Source organism: Roseitalea sp., from assembly GCF_984466335.1.
Genome location: NZ_CFIFWG010000049.1, coordinates 794 through 18,234, shown reverse-complemented (window position 1 = coordinate 18,234; position 17,441 = coordinate 794). Strand labels below are relative to the sequence as shown.

Annotated in this window: 19 protein-coding genes; 11 read left to right on the top strand and 8 right to left on the bottom strand. The window is 62.3% G+C overall.

Annotated elements, in window-relative coordinates:
* From AC5E6L_RS06580 to AC5E6L_RS06570, 3 genes are all read right to left on the bottom strand, one after another.
* Positions 1-268 (bottom strand): dihydrodipicolinate synthase family protein (locus tag AC5E6L_RS06580; protein WP_491772097.1); only part of this gene is annotated, 268 nt, incomplete at its 3' end.
* A gap of 10 nt (positions 269-278) precedes the next feature.
* The gene (locus tag AC5E6L_RS06575; protein ID WP_491772095.1) at positions 279-1,136 is read right to left on the bottom strand and encodes a D-amino-acid transaminase; all 858 of its coding nucleotides are present in this window, start codon (positions 1,134-1,136) and stop codon (positions 279-281) included.
* A gap of 10 nt (positions 1,137-1,146) precedes the next feature.
* Positions 1,147-1,917: a LamB/YcsF family protein gene (locus AC5E6L_RS06570; RefSeq protein WP_491772093.1), complete on the bottom strand. Its 771-nt coding sequence runs from the start codon at positions 1,915-1,917 to the stop codon at positions 1,147-1,149.
* Positions 1,918-2,110: 193 nt separating this feature from the next.
* Between AC5E6L_RS06570 and AC5E6L_RS06565 the strand changes: the two genes are divergently transcribed.
* From AC5E6L_RS06565 to AC5E6L_RS06525, 9 genes are all read left to right on the top strand, one after another.
* A complete protein-coding gene (locus tag AC5E6L_RS06565) occupies positions 2,111-3,097 on the top strand; it encodes a TRAP transporter substrate-binding protein (protein ID WP_491772091.1) in 987 nt (328 codons plus the stop codon).
* A gap of 101 nt (positions 3,098-3,198) precedes the next feature.
* On the top strand, positions 3,199-3,732 hold the full coding sequence (locus AC5E6L_RS06560) for a TRAP transporter small permease subunit (protein WP_491772089.1): 534 nt from the start codon (positions 3,199-3,201) through the stop codon (positions 3,730-3,732).
* 24 nt (positions 3,733-3,756) lie between these two features.
* Positions 3,757-5,055, top strand: coding sequence for a TRAP transporter large permease (locus AC5E6L_RS06555; RefSeq protein WP_491772087.1), 1,299 nt, complete (start codon positions 3,757-3,759; stop codon positions 5,053-5,055).
* A 58-nt stretch (positions 5,056-5,113) separates the two neighbouring features.
* Positions 5,114-5,845, top strand: a complete 732-nt coding sequence (gene pxpB / locus AC5E6L_RS06550; protein ID WP_491772085.1) for a 5-oxoprolinase subunit PxpB — start codon at positions 5,114-5,116, stop codon at positions 5,843-5,845.
* Positions 5,835-6,860, top strand: coding sequence for a 5-oxoprolinase subunit C family protein (locus tag AC5E6L_RS06545; protein WP_491772083.1), 1,026 nt, complete (start codon positions 5,835-5,837; stop codon positions 6,858-6,860). The genes pxpB and AC5E6L_RS06545 overlap by 11 nt, the downstream gene beginning before the upstream one ends.
* A 287-nt stretch (positions 6,861-7,147) precedes the next feature.
* A complete protein-coding gene (locus AC5E6L_RS06540) occupies positions 7,148-7,843 on the top strand; it encodes a GntR family transcriptional regulator (RefSeq protein ID WP_491772081.1) in 696 nt (231 codons plus the stop codon).
* Positions 7,812-8,762 carry an NAD(P)-dependent oxidoreductase gene (locus AC5E6L_RS06535; protein ID WP_491772079.1) on the top strand — a complete coding sequence of 317 codons (951 nt, stop codon included), beginning with the start codon at positions 7,812-7,814 and terminating at the stop codon, positions 8,760-8,762. The genes AC5E6L_RS06540 and AC5E6L_RS06535 overlap by 32 nt, the downstream gene beginning before the upstream one ends.
* The gene (locus tag AC5E6L_RS06530) at positions 8,759-10,063 is read left to right on the top strand and encodes a hydantoinase/carbamoylase family amidase (protein ID WP_491229907.1); all 1,305 of its coding nucleotides are present in this window, start codon (positions 8,759-8,761) and stop codon (positions 10,061-10,063) included. Before AC5E6L_RS06535 ends, AC5E6L_RS06530 begins: the two co-directional genes overlap by 4 nt.
* A gap of 20 nt (positions 10,064-10,083) precedes the next feature.
* Complete coding sequence (locus AC5E6L_RS06525; RefSeq protein WP_491772099.1) at positions 10,084-10,692, top strand: GntR family transcriptional regulator; 609 nt, start codon at positions 10,084-10,086, stop codon at positions 10,690-10,692.
* A gap of 230 nt (positions 10,693-10,922) precedes the next feature.
* Here the strand turns inward: AC5E6L_RS06525 and AC5E6L_RS06520 are convergent, their stop codons facing one another.
* A complete protein-coding gene (locus AC5E6L_RS06520; protein ID WP_491229909.1) occupies positions 10,923-11,294 on the bottom strand; it encodes a transposase in 372 nt (123 codons plus the stop codon).
* Positions 11,295-11,338: 44 nt separating this feature from the next.
* Here AC5E6L_RS06520 and AC5E6L_RS06515 point away from each other — a divergent pair, with 44 nt between their 5' ends.
* Positions 11,339-11,908: a plasmid pRiA4b ORF-3 family protein gene (locus AC5E6L_RS06515; protein ID WP_491229910.1), complete on the top strand. Its 570-nt coding sequence runs from the start codon at positions 11,339-11,341 to the stop codon at positions 11,906-11,908.
* Between the two features lie 345 nt (positions 11,909-12,253).
* Here AC5E6L_RS06515 and AC5E6L_RS06510 read toward each other — a convergent pair whose 3' ends face one another.
* The 4 genes from AC5E6L_RS06510 to dctP all read right to left on the bottom strand — a co-directional run bounded on the left by AC5E6L_RS06510 (position 12,254) and on the right by dctP (position 16,484).
* Positions 12,254-13,534 carry a hydroxymethylglutaryl-CoA reductase, degradative gene (locus AC5E6L_RS06510; protein WP_491229911.1) on the bottom strand — a complete coding sequence of 427 codons (1,281 nt, stop codon included), beginning with the start codon at positions 13,532-13,534 and terminating at the stop codon, positions 12,254-12,256.
* A 2-nt stretch (positions 13,535-13,536) separates the two neighbouring features.
* Positions 13,537-14,850 (bottom strand): TRAP transporter large permease, encoded by a 1,314-nt coding sequence (locus AC5E6L_RS06505; RefSeq protein WP_491772075.1) that lies wholly within the window; start codon positions 14,848-14,850, stop codon positions 13,537-13,539.
* Positions 14,847-15,380: a TRAP transporter small permease subunit gene (locus AC5E6L_RS06500; protein WP_491772073.1), complete on the bottom strand. Its 534-nt coding sequence runs from the start codon at positions 15,378-15,380 to the stop codon at positions 14,847-14,849. The genes AC5E6L_RS06505 and AC5E6L_RS06500 overlap by 4 nt, the downstream gene beginning before the upstream one ends.
* A 72-nt stretch (positions 15,381-15,452) precedes the next feature.
* Positions 15,453-16,484, bottom strand: coding sequence for a TRAP transporter substrate-binding protein DctP (gene dctP / locus AC5E6L_RS06495; protein WP_491772071.1), 1,032 nt, complete (start codon positions 16,482-16,484; stop codon positions 15,453-15,455).
* Positions 16,485-16,644: 160 nt separating this feature from the next.
* On the opposite strand from dctP, the gene AC5E6L_RS06490 reads away from it, so the two are divergent.
* Positions 16,645-17,441, top strand: a 797-nt coding sequence (locus tag AC5E6L_RS06490) for an aminotransferase class I/II-fold pyridoxal phosphate-dependent enzyme (RefSeq protein WP_491772069.1), incomplete at its 3' end; no start/stop codon positions are given.

The following is a 17,441-nucleotide window of genomic DNA, read 5'->3' as shown; positions in this document are numbered from 1 at the left end:
TGGCGAGCCCGGCATCGGAAACGCCGACAATCACCGGCAGGCCGCCAGCCTGGCCCATCACGGTGTCGATCACTGCGCGGCGTTCTTGCGGTGTCATCTTGTTCGCCTCACCCATGATGCCCAGGATCGTCATCCCTGTCACACCGTGCGAAATGTAGAAATCGACCAGTTTCCGCAGGCTTTCATGATCGACGGCCCCGTTTTCGGTGAACGGGGTGGCAGCGATTATGTAAACGCCGTTCGTGTCGCGGTTGATCGGTTGCGTCATGGTGTTGTCCTCATATGGCGGTGGCACGGCAATGGGCGATGTAGGTCTGGCGCAGATGTCGGGTGAGCGCGCCTGGGGTCCCCGCGCCGACGGCGGCGCCGTCAATGCTGATCACGGGCACCACGAAGTTCGTCGACGAGGTGATGAAAGCCTCGCGCGCGGAACGGGCCTCCTCAGCGGTGAAAGCACGCTCATGGACGCGCACCCCATGGCGCCCCGCCAGTTCGAGCACCGCCGCCCTGGTCACGCCCGGCAGCAGCGCACGCGACAGATCGCGGGTGATCAGTGCGCCATCGGCATTGACGATATGTGCGTTGGCAGCGCTTGCTTCGGTGATCAATCCGTCCTCGACCAACCAGGCCTCGTCACTGCCCTGGCGGCGTGCTTCCATCTTGGCCATGCAAGGGTAGAGCAGTTGGACGGTTTTGATGTCGCGCCGTCCCCAGCGCAGATCCGGCAAAAGCGCCACCGAGATCCCGCGTTCGGCGTCTTGGTTCGTCAGCAGATCCTTGGCCTGGGTAAACATCACCAACGTTGGCGGCGTACCGGCGGGCGGATAGACGAAATCGCGCTCGGCGGCGCCGCGCGTCAGCTGCGCATAGACCATGCCCTGGTCCAGCCGGTTGCGTTCGACGATCTGGCGATGAAGTGCCAGCATCTCGTCGCCGGTCACAGGCAAGGGCAACGACAGTTCGCGTGCCGAGCGTCGCAGCCGGGCGGCATGGCCTTCATAGTCGACGAGCTTGCCGCCAAGCACACACGTCACCTCGTAAATGCCGTCAGCCATCAGAAAACCGCGATCGAACACGGAAACCCTGGCTTCCGCCTCCGGCAGCCAACTGCCGTTCAAATAGACCGTTCGATCCATTGTGCCGATCTCAACGCGTGGAAAACGGCGCGATCGTCACGCCATTTTCCAACAGCGCGGCGCGCAGCTTGCCGCATATCACGTCGGCGCCCGGCGTATCTCCGTGCACGCACAGCGTTCGCGGCGCGACCGGCAGTTTCTGACCGCCGGTCGTCGGGATATGGCCGTTCAGCACCATCTCCAGCACCTGGTCGATGCTCTGCCGCGGATCTTCGATGACAGCCCCCGGCTGCGCGCGCGGTGTCAGTTCGCCCCGATCGGTATAGGTGCGATCGGCATAGATTTCGCAGGCGACGCGCAGCCCGGCCTTCTCGGCGGCGTTGTAGGTTTCCGAGTAAGGCAGTGTGATGAAGGTCAGGGTTGCATCCACGGCCAGGATCGCCCGGACACACACCGCAGCCAGATCCGCGTCGACCGCAGCCATGTTGCCGAGCGCGCCATGCGTTTTCACATGCGTCATCGGGTGTCCTTCCAACGCGCACATGCCAGCCATGGCGACGATCTGGAAAATCAGCTGTGTCTCCAAATCCTCGGGCCGCTCGCCGGAGATGCGGCGTCGCCCGAACCCATACAGATCGGCAAACGACGGATGCGCCCCGACGGCCACGCCCCGCGCCTTCGCCATTCGGATCGTCTGGCGCATGACCACCGGATCGCCGGCATGAAAACCGCACGCCACATTGGCCGTCGTCACAAGGTCGAGCATGGCCGCATCATTGCCGACTTTGAAGGCGCCGAAGCTTTCGCCCATGTCGCAATTGAGATCGATCTGAGCCGTCACCGGCACCCTCCATCCCTTGAAAAGTCCAATTTTATTAAGCGCTTAAAATCGGACTTTCAATTCCTTCGCATGCTGCATTGACAGACGGACAGCTAGCGTTCAACAATCACGGATACAAGTGGTATACGCTCAATTCAAGGGAAAATCCGTTACATCACCGAACGTCCGGTTCCACGAAAAGGGAGAAAGAAACGTGAAGCAGGGAAGCATCTACGGCCTGGCAATGATCTGCAGCCTGACATTGGCTTCAGCGGCGGCGGCAGAAACCCGATGGGACATGTCGGTCGTCTGGCCGGAGGGCAATTTTCACACTCAGAACGCCATGGCGTTCGCCGAAGCGGTGGAGGAAGCCACCGATGGCGAGGTCGTGATCACTGTCCATTCGGGCGGCGCCTTGGGCATCAAGGGGCCCGAAGGCATGGCTGCGGTGCGCGACGGCCTGGTTCCGATCGCCGACATTTTGCTCAACCAGCAAGTGGGAGAAGCGCCGGTTCTGGGCATTGAGACCTTGCCGTTCATTGCACCGACGATTTCCGATCTGACGCTGCTGCACAAATTCTTCCGTCCCAAACTGGAAGAAGTGGCCGAGAGCATGAACCAGAAAGTGCTCTACATGGTGCCCTGGCCCGGACAGGCCGTCTATTCACCGAACCAGATCGACACGATCGATGATCTGGCGGGCCTGAAGATGCGCGTTGTCGATGCCAACGGTACAGACTTCTTCGCCGCGCTTGGCGCCGCACCGGTGCAAATGCCCTGGGGCGAAGTGGTTCCGGCGCTGGCCGCCGGAACGATCGAAGGCGTCACCACTTCGTCTTCGTCCGGTGTCGATGGCTCTTTCTGGGAGTTCACCGAGCACATGTCGACATTCAACTGGCAGTCCTCGTCCAACATGGTGAGCGTCAATCTGGACGCTTGGAACGCGCTGTCGGCCGAAGACCGGCAAACAATTGAAGAGCTCGCAGCCGCTATGGAAGGCCAGTTCTGGCTCAACAGCGTTGCCGAAGATGCCGATAAGATCGCTACGCTGAGAGAAAACGGCATGAGGGTCACCGCGCCTTCGCCGGAGTTGCGGGCTCAATTGCTGGAAAAATCGCTCCCCTTGTGGGAAGCGTTCGAAGAACGCGTGCCGGACTCTGCGCCGGTGATCAACGCTTACCTGACAGCGCGGGGCAACTAGCCCGGCACAAGAACCGGTGGCCGGCGCCGTGCGCGCGCCGGCCTTCCGGCGGCCACCTCACGATACCGGCCCACCTTGTCTGTCCCGATTGGAAAGCGATCATGCCGTCTTCTCGTCCGGCGCGCTTTGACCCCGTGATTGCAGCCATCGACCGCATCACCGAGTTCAGCGCCATCATTGCCGCCCTGTTCATTCTGTGCATCCCGCTGCTGGTCGGGTCCGAACTGATCTTCCGCAATGTTTTCCTGTCGCCACTTCATTTCACCTGGGATGTTGCCGGCTACCTGATGGGCGGGTGCTTTCTGGTTGCCGGTGCGGCGGCCTTGAAATCGGGCAGCCATGTACGGGTGACGGCCCTTCTTGAAGTTTTGCCATTGCCGGTGGCGCGGGTCATCGAGCAGCTTGCCTGCGTTATGGGACTGCTGATTTCGGCAGCGCTGAGCTTTGCCCTGATCGAAATGGCGTGGCTTTCGGCGATGCGCGGCACCACCGCCGCAACCGCCTTCCGGGCGCCGCTGGCCTACCCCCAATCGGTGCTTGCATTCGGCGCCTTCGTTTTCACCCTTCAATGCCTGGCGCAGAACTTGCGGGTGATGCGTGGAGAACGGCTCAGCAAGGGTTCAGGGCTGGAATAGAACGGCCCACAACAGGAATTGGACATGGGAAAAACCATCGGAGCCCTTCTGGGCCTGTTGACGCTGCTTCTGGGCAGCGGCCTGTGGATCGGGTTGGGGCTGATCGGAACCGCTCTGGCCTTGCTGCACATTTTCCGGCCGGCCATGCCTTCCTTGAAGCTGTTGGGGCAGCAAACGTGGAGCGTTGTCTCTTCTCCCGAACTGCTGGCCCTGCCGCTGTTCATTTTGATGGCCGAGATCCTATTCCGGACGCGTATTTCGGAATCACTTTTTTCCGGTCTTTCCCCATGGTTGCGGCGCGTGCCCGGACGGCTCAGCCACCTGACGGTCTTGGGCAGCACGCTGTTCGCATCGGTTTCGGGCTCATCGGCGGCGACCACGGCTACCGTTGGCCGCATCAGCGCCAAGGAACTGATCGATCGCGGCTATAATCGCAACATGGTAATCGGCAGTCTGGCCGGCGCGGGCACGCTGGGTTTTCTGATCCCACCATCGACGATCATGATCATCTACGGTGTGATGGCGCAGGAATCCATTCTGCAACTGTTCATGGCCGGTATCCTGCCCGGCTTCCTATTGGCCGGCAGTTACATGGCCTACCTGGCGATCCGCGCGAAGCTGAACCCCTCACTGGTGGGCGATCCGCCCGAGCGAACCAGCTTGTGGCAGAAGCTGTTGGCGCTCAAGGAACTGGGCCCGTTGCTTTTGCTGATTGTCGGCGTCATCGGTTCCATGTACGGCGGCATCGCCTCGCCCACCGAAGCCGCCACCGTCGGCGTTGCCGGATCGATCCTGATCGGCCTGCTGCAACGTACATTGACCTGGCGGGGACTGCTCACCGCCGCGCGCCAGGCGTCCGAGACCTGCGCCATGATCGCCCTGATCATGATCGGGGCGGTGGTCCTGTCGACCACTTTGGGTTTTCTGGGCGTCCCCCGCTTCATCGCCACCGAAATCGAAAGCTGGGGTATCCCACCGCTGATGCTCATTCTTGTGCTGCTGGTGTTCTACGTGGTGCTCGGCATGGTCATGGAAGGGCTGGGCATTATTGTCATGACGCTTCCCATCACCTTGCCATTGGTGCTGGCGGCCGGATATGACAAGATATGGTTCGGGATTTTTCTCGTTATCGTCGTCGAGATGGCCCAGATCACGCCACCGGTGGGCTTCAACCTGACGGTCATCCAGCGGCTGACCGGTGACAGTATGGGGCGTATCGCTCGGGCCGCGTTCCCATATTTCTGCATCCTGGCGACCTCCGTTCTCATTCTCGCGCTGTTCCCGGGTATCGTCCATGTCGTGCCGGACCTGTTGCGGGGGTAACGGACAGTGCTGACGTGCGGAGGCGCCCCGATGGGCGATCGTGGTGCGGGGATCGAAAATGAAGCCAGTCTTTCTTCCGTCAGGTGACCGGGCGATCGTCATGCAGTGGGGCGACGACATCGACGAAGACACAAACGCCCATGTGATCGCGTTTGCCGAACGGGTTCGGCACAGTGCGATTGCCGGTATTGTCGAAATCGTGCCCACCTATCGCTCCCTGCTGGTCTGCTACGATCCCGAGACCGTGCGCGGCGACCAGTTGGAAGACCGGCTGCGTTCCCTTTGGCCCTGCAGCCCGCCTGAAGCCGGCTCGGGCCGGCTCTGGCACGTGCCGTGCGTCTATGGCGGCGAGGTCGGACAGGACCTTGAACAACTGGCGGCCATGAAGGGTCTTCGACCCGATCAGGTGATTGCCCTGCACTCCGATGCCGAGTACCGGGTCTACATGATCGGCTTTGCACCCGGCTTTGCCTATCTGGGCGGATTGCCGGAGGTGTTGCATACCCCCAGGCTGGCCACGCCCCGGCAGGCCATACCGGCCGGCGCGATCGGAATTGGCGGCCAACAAGCCAACATAAACTCGGTTGCCGGACCGTCCGGCTGGCGTTTCATCGGCTGGACACCCTGGCCGGTTTTCGATCCCGCCCGGCCCGATCCTTTCCTGTTCAGAGCCGGCGACCGGGTGCGGTTCCAACCGGTCGACACCGCACAAGCGGACGCGATCGCCGCGCGAATGCGCGACGGCACGGAACTGCCGCGGCCCGAAAGCGAGCCCGGCGATGAACCTTGAGGTCGTCACCGCCGGGCTGATGCTTACCGTTCAGGACCGCGGGCGCTCCGGATTGCGTCATCTGGGCGTGTCCTCGGCCGGCCCCATCGACGCGGACGCCATGGCGCTCGCCAACGCGCTTTGCGCCAATCACCCGGACGCCGCCGCTCTGGAGTTCGCCGGTCCCGGCGGCAGTTTCCGCGCAACCGGCCCGATCCGCTTTGTGGTCATCGCCGGGATGTGTGACGTCCGAATCGACGGCCAGCGGGTCGCCACCGGTGAATCCCATCGGCTCGTCGCCGGCGAGACCTTGAGCGTGGGCGCGCCATCGGGTGTTGTCTGGGGCTATCTGGCGGTGTCCGGAGGCATATGGACCGAGCCGGTCATGGGCGCCCGTGCCACCCATCTGCGCAACCGGCTGGGAGGCGTGGCTGGACGCGCTCTGCGGGCTGGAGATGCCCTGCCGCTCGGCATGCAGGTTGACAGCTGTTGCCTGCGCCAGAAAAACACACCCCGGCCCGGCGCCGCCGATGGCTCAGCCGATGCACCGATCCGTGTGATCCTGGGACCCCAGGCCGATCACTTCACGCCGCAGACGCTGGACCGTTTCCAATCGCTGCCGTTCCACGTCACGGCCAAGCGCGATCGCATGGCGATGGTTCTCGATGGGGTCGAGTTGCCTGCAGATGGCGGCCATGACATCGTATCGGACGGGACCGTACCGGGCTCTATACAGGTGCCCGGGTCGCGTCAGCCGCTGGTGCTGTTGACGGAAAGCCAGACCACGGGCGGCTACCCGAAGATCGCAACGATCGCAGCGGTTGATCTGGCACGGTTGGCGCAAATGCCCTCCGGGCGCACCGTGCGGTTTTCCCCCATTTCACGCCAGGATGGAGAACAGCTGTGGTGCGAACAACGCCGCAACATCCGCAATGCTCTGAGCTCGCTGGAGCCCAAAGGTGGAGGTGCCCTCAGCTCGGAGTACCTTTTGTCCTGCGATCTCATTGGAGGGGTATCTGTCATGGACGACATCTGACGGCGATGGCTGCACATATTTTTCCTGCCGACCTTGATAGGTTTGACGGCCTCGACCTTGGAAGAGACTTGATTGCTACGATCCGGGCCAAACTGCGCTTTTCCAGCCAACCGCCGAGCCATTGCAGGGTCGATGCACAGTTCGGCGAAGGGCCGAAATCGTACGCTGGCACAGCGGCGCCTTTCGTCTGACCGGCCATTCGACAGCCTTCAAGCATCCGCAAAGACGGCATGGCTGGATCGGTTTGAAGCGATCGGGCACCAATTCGCCGCAACAAGGAAACGCAGATGAGCAAATCGCAAAGCCTTGCGCGTGAAGCGCACGGAGCCATCATCGCCATGATGCTCGATGGCACCTTGAAGCCCGGCGATCCGCTTCGCGAAACGGTGTTGGCACAACAGCTCAACATGTCCCGAACCCCGGTTCGAGAGGCGATCAAGCGGATCGAAGCTGAAGGATTGGCGACCGTCGACGGCCGCCTGCCCCACGTGCGCCGGCTGCCGGCGAGCGAAGTGGAGGAGATTTTCTTTTTGCGGCGGGAACTGGAGCCCGCGCTCGCCCGCTCCGCCATGCAACTGCCGGCGCCCGAACTCGATGCCATGGAACATCGCATCCGCGATCTGATGAAGCCCGGTGCGGATCGCAACGATCTGCACTGGCAGACCGACAATGATTTTCACGACATGCTGGCCAGCCGTTCAGGCAACGAGACCGCACGCGCGGTTCTGGCGTCATTGCGGCAGCGAACCTGCGGTTTCGACCACAAGCAGGTTCCCGAACGCTTCATCAAGGGCTGTCAGGAGCATTTGAGCATGCTCGACGCGATCCGGGCCAGCGATCTTGCCAAGCTACACTCGGAGCTTGACGCACATCTGCAAAACGCCCGCGACGCGGTCCTCAAACGGCTCAGGCAATGGCCCGACACCAATCAACCAAAAGTACGAACAGACAATGAAGTGCTTGATCATTCAACCGATACATGAAGCGGGCCTCAGGCGCCTTCGAGACGCCGGTATCGTGCCGGTCCTGTGCCCCAACGCCGACATCGAAACCGTCATTGAGACGATTCCGGGATGCGTTGCGGCCATCACGCGTGATGCCGGACTACAGGCGCGCGCCATCGCTGCGGCCGACGCGCTGCGCATCCTGGTCGTGCACGGCACGGGACATGATCCGGTCGACAAGCAAGCGGCCACCAAAGCTGGCATTGTGGTTGCCAATACGCCCGGCACCAATGCCCGTTCGGTGGCCGAGTTGGCGTTGGGCCTGGCCGTTGCGGTGGCGCGCCGCATCCCGGCCGCCGATCATGCATTGCGTCAGGGGCTTGCGCGCTTTCGGGAATCGGCTGCCTTCACCGAACTGTCCGGCCGCACCGCGCTGATTGTCGGCTGGGGCGCCACCGGGCGCGCGTTTGGGGCGATGTTGCACCAAGGATTGGGCATGACGGTCACGGCGTACAGCCCGCGTCCGCCGTCGGAATCCTGGGCGAGCCATGCAACCGATCTGCATGGCGCCCTGGCATCGGCAGACCTGGTGTCGCTGCATGCGCCGCTTCTCCCGCAAACGCAGAACCTGATCGACGCGGCCGCCTTCGCTGCGATGAAGCAAGGCGCGATCCTGGTGAATGTTGCGCGTGCCGGGCTGGTCGACGAAGCCGCATTGCTTGACGCGTTGGCCAGTCGCGAACTGGGTGGCGCTGGCCTTGACGTTCACTCAGCGCAAGCGCCGCACGGGCCGTTGGGTGGTTTTGGCAATGTGGTGTTCACGCCCCATGTGGGTGGCAGCACCGAAGCTGCGTTGGCCCGGACCGCCGAGGCGGCGGCAGCCCATGTGATAACGGCGCTGTCCGGGCACATTCCCGACACCGCGATCAATCCCGAAGCCTTGCGAGCCACCGCATGACCCAGAGCAATCCCTCCAAGACACCGGCGATGATGTCCGCCAACGGCGGCGTCACCGGCGTGATCGCCGAGACGATCAGCCGGGTCCTGTCACGGGTCAACGCCCTGTCCGAACCGGGGCCCGGTTTCACACGTCCGTCCTACAGCGACCTGGAAAGCCAGGCCCACGCGCTGATCGAAGAGGAAGCGCTGACACTTGGGCTGGAGGTCAGCCGCGATGCTGCCGGCAACCTGTTCGCGCGCATGGCCGGACAGGACCGCACTGCGGCGGCGCTCTTTACCGGGTCTCACCTCGACACCGTCAGCAATGGCGGCGCCTATGACGGACAGGCCGGCGTGGCCGGGTCGCTGGCGCTGATCGCCGCACTGCGCTTGGCCGGCATCACACCGCCGATGGATATCGTTCTGACCGTCACCAGGGCCGAAGAAAGCGTCTGGTTCCCCGTCTCCTACATCGGATCGCGGGCATTTCTAGGCACCCTCACCGCCCCGGAGATGGATGCCAGGCGCGCCGATACCGGCCGGAGCCTGGCCGATCATATGCGTGCCCAGGGATACGACCCCGCTGCGGTCGCCGCCACAACCGCGCCCCGGCCGGCGCAGTTCCTGGAATTTCACATCGAACAAGGCCCGGTTCTGCACGCAGCGGGAGAGGCCTATGCGCTGGTGACCGCGGTCCGCGGCAGCTTGCGATACCGTCAGGCGCGGATTTTCGGACAATGGGCGCATTCGGGAGGCGCTCCGCGGCAAGGCCGGGCGGACACGGTGGTTGCGTTCGCGGAACTGGTTGTGGCGATGGACCGGGTCTGGGCCGAGATGCTTGATGCGGGCGATGATCTGACCATAACGTTCGGACGCGTGGACGCGGCGACGCCGGCTCATGCCATGGCCAAGGTGGCCGGCGAGCTTGGGTTCTGCCTTGATATGCGGTCGGGCGATGTCGCGGTGCTTGAGCGCGCCGATCGGCGCCTTGCCGGCGAAATCGGGAGGATCGAGGCCAGTCGTCCAGGCATACGCTTCGCGTTGGGCGACCAGAGCCGCAGCCAGCCCGCCCAGATGTCGGACGCCATGCTTGCGTGCCTGGCGCGCGGCGGCGCCCGGCTTGGCGACCAGCCAAGGCGCATATTGTCCGGTGGCGGCCATGACGCCGCCGCCTTCGCCATGGCGGGCTGGGACAGCGCCATGGTTTTCCTGCGAAACTGGAATGGCAGTCACTGTCCCGAAGAGGGTATGGACGAAGCCGACCTGGTCCGCGCCGTGACCGCCGTATACACCGCCATCGTTGAAGACTGGCGACAATGAAACCTGAAACATTGTCCCAGATGGTCTATCGAGAGCTTCGCGCCGATATTGCCGAAGGCCGGATCGCGCCGAACGCGCTGCTGTCCGAGCGCGATCTTGCCGACAGGTTTCGCGTTTCACGCACGCCGCTGCGTTCGGCCCTGCTTCAGTTGGAGAGCGAGGGCGCGATCGAGCGGCTGACCAATGGCGTGTTGCTGGTGCGTGCGGTCACGATCGAAAAACTGCTGGAGATCCTGCATCTTCGGCAGATACTGGAAAGTGCCGCCGCCGGGCGCGCGGCATTGCACGGAGTGACACCCGACCTTGCGGCGGCGCGCGAGGCATCCATGCAGTTCATAAACGGACCATCGGATTTCGACAGCTTCTGGGCCAGCGATGACCATTTCCACATGTCCGTGGCAGCGGCGGCGGGTCTGGTCCTGCTGCGCCGTATTCTTGTCGAGCAACGCGCCATCGTCAAACGCAGCACGGTCATCCGGGCCTATCGCTATTATCACCAGCGAGCGCGGGAACACATCGCGGTGATCAATGCCATTGAAGCGCGAAATCCCGACGCAGCCAGGGCGGCCATGTCGCAGCACTTCGACCAGATGCGGGCGCGCTTGCTGGGCACGCTGCCCGCGCTATGACGGTGCGGCGCCATTCTGCCGCCGCCTGCACCAGACGGCCAACCTTTGTCGCCCGCCCGCTGCCCCAAGACAGCCCGCGCCGGGCTTGGTCCAGAGCGTTTCAACTGGTTAGTGAATGGCTCGAACGCCAGGATTTTGCACGATTCAATGACCGCTGGAAATGCTCTATATTCAGGCGCCCGTATGGCGATAATGGCCACATGATGACGATTGGATGCTAGGCCCAGGACTCATTGATCAGAGCCAGAAAATACCGGCAGCTGCGATGCAGATGACGGAGAAGAGGGTGTGGCACATCGGTTATAGCGAGTTGCGATGCGCCGCCAGCCCTTGAGCTTGGCGAACAGGTTATCGACTTTGTGGCGCTGGCGATAGAGAGCCGTGTCGTAAGCGTATGGGACTTTGCGGCTCCTGCTTGATGGAATGCATGGCTTGATGCCTCGTGCCTGGAGCTCATGGCGGAACCAGGCGCTGTCGTAGCCGCGATCAGCGATCAGATGTTCGGCCTGAGGCAATGCGACGAGCACGAGGCGAGCGCCCCTATAGTCACTCATCTGGCCTTCCGACAGGAGATGATCGGTCGCAGGCCCCTGCCCGATCACAAGATCACGCGCGTCGACGAGCTCCTGCCCTGGCGGTGGAAGGCGTGAGCGTCCTGCGCCTGCGGGTGACGCTCGAGGGTGTCGAGCCCGCCGTCCTCCGCTGCATCGAGGTCCCCACCGCCATGCGGCTCGACCGGCTGCACCTGGTGCTCCAAGCCGCCATGCCCTGGCAGAATTACCACCTCTGGGAGTTCGAAGCCGGCAGCACCCGATGGGGCTTGCCCGATCCCGACTATGGCAATGACATCCGCCCTGCCGCCAAGGCCACGCTCGCCGATGTGGTCGAGGCTGCGGACGGTGGCGCCATCCGCTACCTCTACGACTTCGGCGACAGCTGGCAGCACCGCATCACGGTCGAGGACAGGATCGAGCCCGACCCCGGGGATCTCTATCCTCGCCTCACCGACGTCGAGGGCCGATGCCCGCCGGAAGACGTCGGCGGCTTCCCGGGCTATGAGCGCTTCCTCGGCATCCTCGCCGATCCGGACAACCCGGAGCACCAAGAGGTCCTCGACTGGCACGGCGGGCCCTTCGATCCCAACGTCCCTCCCACCGACGAGCTACACCTCGAAGTCATCAAGCTCGCAAAGAAGTGGAAGCCCAGGCGACGATAGGCGAAGAGGGCAGACGCTTACGATTAAAGCGCTCCTGAAAATGGAGACCAGACCAAGCCGTAAAAGCTTCGTTCGTGGCCTCAATGGCGGCCTTCGCCCCAATGAGGCTCCCCTCGGCAGCGTGTTGGAGCCTGGGCAGGAAGCGCGGCATCGGGCATGCGCGACGTGATTGAAGGTGTGGGGGCGGAGCTTCGGTACCTGCCGCCCTACAGCACCGACTTTAATACAATCGAGAATGCATTCTCAATAGGATTGAAGTCGGTGCTGTAGGGCGGCAGGAATATGCCTGTCGATGATCTGAAGCCCGTCGCGCAGGGCGACCCTCGACGATGGATACCGCCTCGCTCACGCGCCGGCCTTGCGGATCCTGGCAAGAATGTCTTCTGCAAGGTCCTGGCGAACCTTGCCAACCGCCTTGAGTTCGGCGGCCACCTGATCGATTTCAGCGCCTTTCGCGCCTACCATTAGCGCCACGTTCTGCGCATGCAGAGCCATATGGCCTTTCTGGATGCCGGTGGTTGCCAGGGCGCGCATGGCGGCAAAATTCTGCGCGAGCCCGACCGCCACAATGACGCGCGCCAGCGCATCTGCGGTTTCCACACCGAGCACCTTCAGGCAGGCTTGCGCCGTCGGATGAACCTTGGTGGCCCCGCCGACGAGCCCAACGGCCATCGGCATTTCCAGAACGCCAACAAGGTCGCCTTCGCCGTCCACTTCCCATCGCGACATCGACCGGTAGCGTCCGCCCTGCGCCACATAGGCATGAGCGGCCGCCTCGATCGCCCGCGTATCGTTGCCGGTGGCCAGCGCGACCGCGCTTATGCCGTTCATGACCCCCTTGTTGTGGGTCACGGCGCGGTAGGGATCGGCATCGGCGAACTGGAACGCGGCCACCATATCGTCTCGTACGGTTTCGCCGCCGACATCCTCAAGCCGCCATGTTGCGCGCGCCCGGGCTAGGCGTCGATCGGCAAGATTGGTGAGGATGCGCAACAGCGGCCGCGCGCCGGTCCATTCGGCAAGCTTCGGCGCGACCGCTTCGGCCATGGTGTTGACGGCATTGGCGCCCATTGCGTCGCGTGTGTCGACCACCAGGTGAACAACCGTCATGGGTCCGCCCGCGCTATCGATGACGCGCACATCGAGATCGCGAAAGCCACCCCCAACCTTGACCAGGAGCGGATCGGTCTCATCGCAAAGGGTGCGAATATCCTCGGCGTGCTCGAACACTTTCAAGCGCACCCGTTCCGGATCGCTCTCGGCAAGAAGCTGGATCTGTGCCGCCATGAGCGAACCGGAAGTGGTGGTGGCGAACCCGCCCGTCGGGCGGCAGCGCTTGGCGGCGTTGCAAACCGCAGCGACGACCGAGGATTCCTCCGTAGCCATAGGCACCAGAACGTCGCGCCCGTCGACGATCATGTTGGTGGCGATGCCTACCGGAATGGCGATGGCCGACACCGCGTTTTCGATTAGCCGGTCGGCAAGGGCGAGTTCGTCTTCATTGCACGTCCGCAGTGCGGCGAGCGATGTCTCGTCCAGGTCAGCCTGACGCGCAACCGCCGCCAACCGCTCATCGACGGCCATCTTGTGCAGGCCTTCAATACGCGAGGAATACATGCCGTTCATCGTTAGTCCATCATTGATCGGGGAAGCCAGAGAACAAGCTCCGGGAAGGCGGCGCAGATAGCAATTCCGACCGCCTGGAGAAGAAGGAAAGGCAAGATCGCGCGATACACCGTGCCCATGCCGATCCCGTCCGGCAGAACACCCTTCATGTAAAACAGCGTGTAACCGAAGGGGGGTGAGATGTAGGCCATCTGCGCAGAGACGAGAAACAGAATACCAAACCACAGCCGGTCGAAACCGAGAAAATCGATGACCGGCAGAAAGACCGGCACGCAAAGCAAGATGATGCCGATCTCGTCCAGAAACATGCCAAGCAGAAAAAGGATGGCCAGCATGACAGCGAGCACGACATAACGGTTCGCATCCAGTGTCTGGATGAAGTCAAGCAGGAAATCCGCGCCACCTGTGCCGGTGAAGATCGCCACGAAGGCGCGCGCGCCAATGGTGATCCACAAGATCATGGTTGTCACCTTGACCACATCGAACCCAACGCCCTTGACCAGCGTCCAGTCTAGCCGGCGCTCGAAGAACGCCGACACAAAGGCGAGCGCGACGCCGACGGCAGCCGCCTCGGTCGGGGTTGCAATGCCGCCATAGATCGAGCCGAGAACGCCGACAATGATAAACGCCGGCAAGATGAGCGCGCGCAGGGAGGAAAGCCGCTCTGTCCAGTCAATCGTCTCGTCCATTACAGGCAAGGGCGCGGCATTGGGGTCGAACGCCGCGCGCAGAAGAATGTAGCCAATGTAGAGCGAAGCCAGCAGCAGTCCAGGAACGATGCCGGCCATGAACATCTGGCCGATGGAGGCCTGTGCCGTCACCGCATAGACGATTGTGATCACCGAGGGTGGGATCAGGATACCCAGCGTGCCGCCCGCGCAGATGGTGCCGATGGCGAGCTTTGGATCATAGCGCCGCCGCAGCATCGATGGCAGCGCGAGGAGCCCCATGGCCGCCACAGCCGCACCGACGATGCCGGTCATTGCAGCAAGGATGGTGCATATGACGATGGTGCCCACCGCCAGGCCACCCGGCAATCGCCCCGACCACAGTTCCATCGCCTTGTAGAGGCTTTCGATGACGCCCGAGCGCTGAAGCGCGCTCGCCATCATGACGTATAGCGGGATGGCCAAAAGCGCTTCGGACGTCATCGTGTCATACAAGTTCAACACGGTGACCAGAAGCGCCGCTTCGCCCCACAGCGTTATGGTGAAGACAAGCGCCAACATACCCAACGTGAAGGCAAGCGGAACGCCCGTCAAAAGCAGGCCGACAAGGCTTGCAAACATCAACAGGAGCACGCCCTCGGATGTCATCGGATGATCTCCACGGCGTCTTTGCCTGCGTCCGGGAGCGTATCATCAGACCGCCCCATCAAAACCGACAGCGCTTCGGCCAGCGCTTGTGCGAACACCATGGCAAAAGCGAAGGGTACGATGAATTTCATCCACCAGATCGGCGGGTTCCATGCCGAAAAGCTGGTCTCGCCCAAAGAAAACGCGTCCATGGCCAAGGGCCAGCTTGCGATAGCGAAGACAGCGGCGAAAACGGCGACTGTCAGGAAGGTGAACAGTTCAAGCGCGACTTTTGCCTTGCCCGTCGCCCTGGCACTGAAGATGTCGACGGCCACATGGCCGCGCAGATGCAAAAGGTACGGCCCCGCAAGCATGAAATGCGGACCGAAGATCAGCGTGCTGGCCTCCATCGCCCAGACCGTCGGCGCATCGAAAACATAGCGCGCGATAACCTCGAAAAGAAGCATCGGAACGACAGCGAAGATGATCACCGCGGCCACGATGAACAAAATTCGGTTGATCCGGGTTACGAGAACGACGATCGCCCGCATCGCGTGCACAGACCTTCTGGGGGAACGAAAGGCGCCGGACACCTGAAGGGTATCCGGAGCCGTTGCAAGGTATCAGACGAGGCCGAGCGAGCGCATGAAACTCGTTTGGCTTTCGAGAATACGCATTGCCAGATCATCATCCTTGGCGGCCGTCTGCCAGGATGTCACCGCCTTTTCGCGTGCTGCGGCAACATCGGACGGATCGAGCGTGATGAATTCCACGCCATCGCCGCGATACCGTTCCAGCACTTGCGAATTCTGCACGATGATGCGCTGTCGAAGCGAACCGGATATCTCGCGGGCGGCCACTTCAAGTGCCGATTTGAAGCTGTCGGGCAGGCTGTCATGTGCGGCGGCGTTGGCGACGTAGCTGGTCGCCGTTGTCGGTTGATGCACGCCAGGCAGAACGATGAATTTTGCAACTTCCGCAAGGCCCGCCTCATAATTGGCGGTCAGATCGCCACGATCGGCAAAATCTATGATGCCCTGCTCCAGCGCCGTATAGACCTCGCCGGTGGCCATCGGTGTCACGGACACACCCATATCACCCATTACGGCCGCTGCCAGGCCCACGAAGCGTCCCTTCATGCCCGTCATGTCGGCGATGCTCTCAATGCGCACGGTAGAGTGGATAGGCTCCTCGCCGTAAACGGTGGGTGCGATATAAGCGAGGCCGTGCCGGCTATAGGCTTCGCGGGCAAGCTCCAGGCCGCCGAGTTCGTAGAACCAAGCTTCATATTGATCGGAATCGGGAAATCCGAATGGAATGGTGGACGTGAAGGCAAAGGCGGGAACCTTGCCCGCCTCATAGCCATCGAACGTCTTCATCATCTCGAAAGCGCCACCGCGCACGGCATCGAACGCCTGGTTGGCCGGCACGATTTGACCACCCGAGAAGAGATTGATGGTAAAGCGGCCGTCGGTTAGTTCGGCGATGCGCTCCACGAAACGCTTTTCGAACTCATAAGGTGTGGTGCCGCCATCCCACAAAGCCTGCATGCGCCATGAAACACTGTCCTGCGCCCGGGCGACTGCCGGCGCAGCAAGGGCAACGGAACCCAAAACTGACGATTGCACAAGCTGGCGTCTGTTGATTTTGACCATTGGATCCTCCCGTTTGGCTCAATCTTTGTCAGGTTTGATTTGTTGGTTTTTTGCATCAACTGTCGTAGTTTGACTGGGACAATCAAGGGACAATTTAGGGCGAATTAATTATGACTGTGCCAGTATTCCATGAGGGTCAATTGACGGCGGCTCGCCAGCTATGAGCCTCAGTCGGGTGGATGTCATCGTGCGCGATGTCGCAGCTCGCTTGTCGACCGGGATCTACAAGGCGGGCGAGAGACTGCCATCCATTCGACAGGCCGCGCGCGATCATGGCGTATCGAAGAACACCATGGCGGAGGCCTATGACCGGCTGGTCGCCCGCGGTGTTCTGGAAGCGCGACCAGGCTCGGGCTATTATGCAATCCAGCACGACATCGCACCGCCCGCGCATGTGACGTTGCAGGTGGATGCGGCGCTCGATCTTGTATCGATGCTGCGCGAACAGTTGGAGCAGCGCTACGAAGTGCGCCCCGGAGACGGACGCCCTCCGACTTCGTGGACCGACAGTTCGGCGCTGAAAGGCTCGCTGGGCGGACCTGCTAAAAGCGGCCGACTCGACCCCGAAGACGGCTATGGCAGCCCGTGGGGCTTTGCCCCGCTGCGGCACCGGCTGCGCGTTCTGCTTTCCGAACGCTCGATCGCGGCGGAACCGGACGGGCTCTTGCTTACCCATGGAGCCAATCACGCGCTTGATCTCATCATTCGCCACTTGATCGAGCCCGGCGACACGGTTTTCGTGGACGAGCCTGGCTACTATCCGCTTTTTGGTAAACTTACGCTTTCCAAGGCTCGCGTCGTCGGCATCCGCCGGGGGCTGGACGGGCCTGACCTTGATGATATGGATGACAAGCTGAAGAGCTATCGGCCCAAGATGTTCTTCACGCAATCCCTTGCCCAAAATCCAACGGGCAGCACCCTGTCGCCGTCCTGCGCCTTCGGCCTGATGCGCCGCGC

Coding starts and splice junctions, on each gene's coding strand:
- AC5E6L_RS06575 (WP_491772095.1), bottom strand. CDS start 1,136: ATGGATCGAACGGTCTATTTGAACGGCAGTTGGCTGCCGGAGGCGGAA.
- AC5E6L_RS06535 (WP_491772079.1), top strand. CDS start 7,812: ATGAAGTGCTTGATCATTCAACCGATACATGAAGCGGGCCTCAGGCGC.
- AC5E6L_RS06545 (WP_491772083.1), top strand. CDS start 5,835: ATGAACCTTGAGGTCGTCACCGCCGGGCTGATGCTTACCGTTCAGGAC.
- dctP (WP_491772071.1), bottom strand. CDS start 16,484: ATGGTCAAAATCAACAGACGCCAGCTTGTGCAATCGTCAGTTTTGGGT.
- AC5E6L_RS06560 (WP_491772089.1), top strand. CDS start 3,199: ATGCCGTCTTCTCGTCCGGCGCGCTTTGACCCCGTGATTGCAGCCATC.
- AC5E6L_RS06525 (WP_491772099.1), top strand. CDS start 10,084: ATGGTCTATCGAGAGCTTCGCGCCGATATTGCCGAAGGCCGGATCGCG.
- AC5E6L_RS06555 (WP_491772087.1), top strand. CDS start 3,757: ATGGGAAAAACCATCGGAGCCCTTCTGGGCCTGTTGACGCTGCTTCTG.
- pxpB (WP_491772085.1), top strand. CDS start 5,114: ATGAAGCCAGTCTTTCTTCCGTCAGGTGACCGGGCGATCGTCATGCAG.
- AC5E6L_RS06540 (WP_491772081.1), top strand. CDS start 7,148: ATGAGCAAATCGCAAAGCCTTGCGCGTGAAGCGCACGGAGCCATCATC.
- AC5E6L_RS06530 (WP_491229907.1), top strand. CDS start 8,759: ATGACCCAGAGCAATCCCTCCAAGACACCGGCGATGATGTCCGCCAAC.
- AC5E6L_RS06505 (WP_491772075.1), bottom strand. CDS start 14,850: ATGACATCCGAGGGCGTGCTCCTGTTGATGTTTGCAAGCCTTGTCGGC.
- AC5E6L_RS06500 (WP_491772073.1), bottom strand. CDS start 15,380: ATGCGGGCGATCGTCGTTCTCGTAACCCGGATCAACCGAATTTTGTTC.
- AC5E6L_RS06510 (WP_491229911.1), bottom strand. CDS start 13,534: ATGAACGGCATGTATTCCTCGCGTATTGAAGGCCTGCACAAGATGGCC.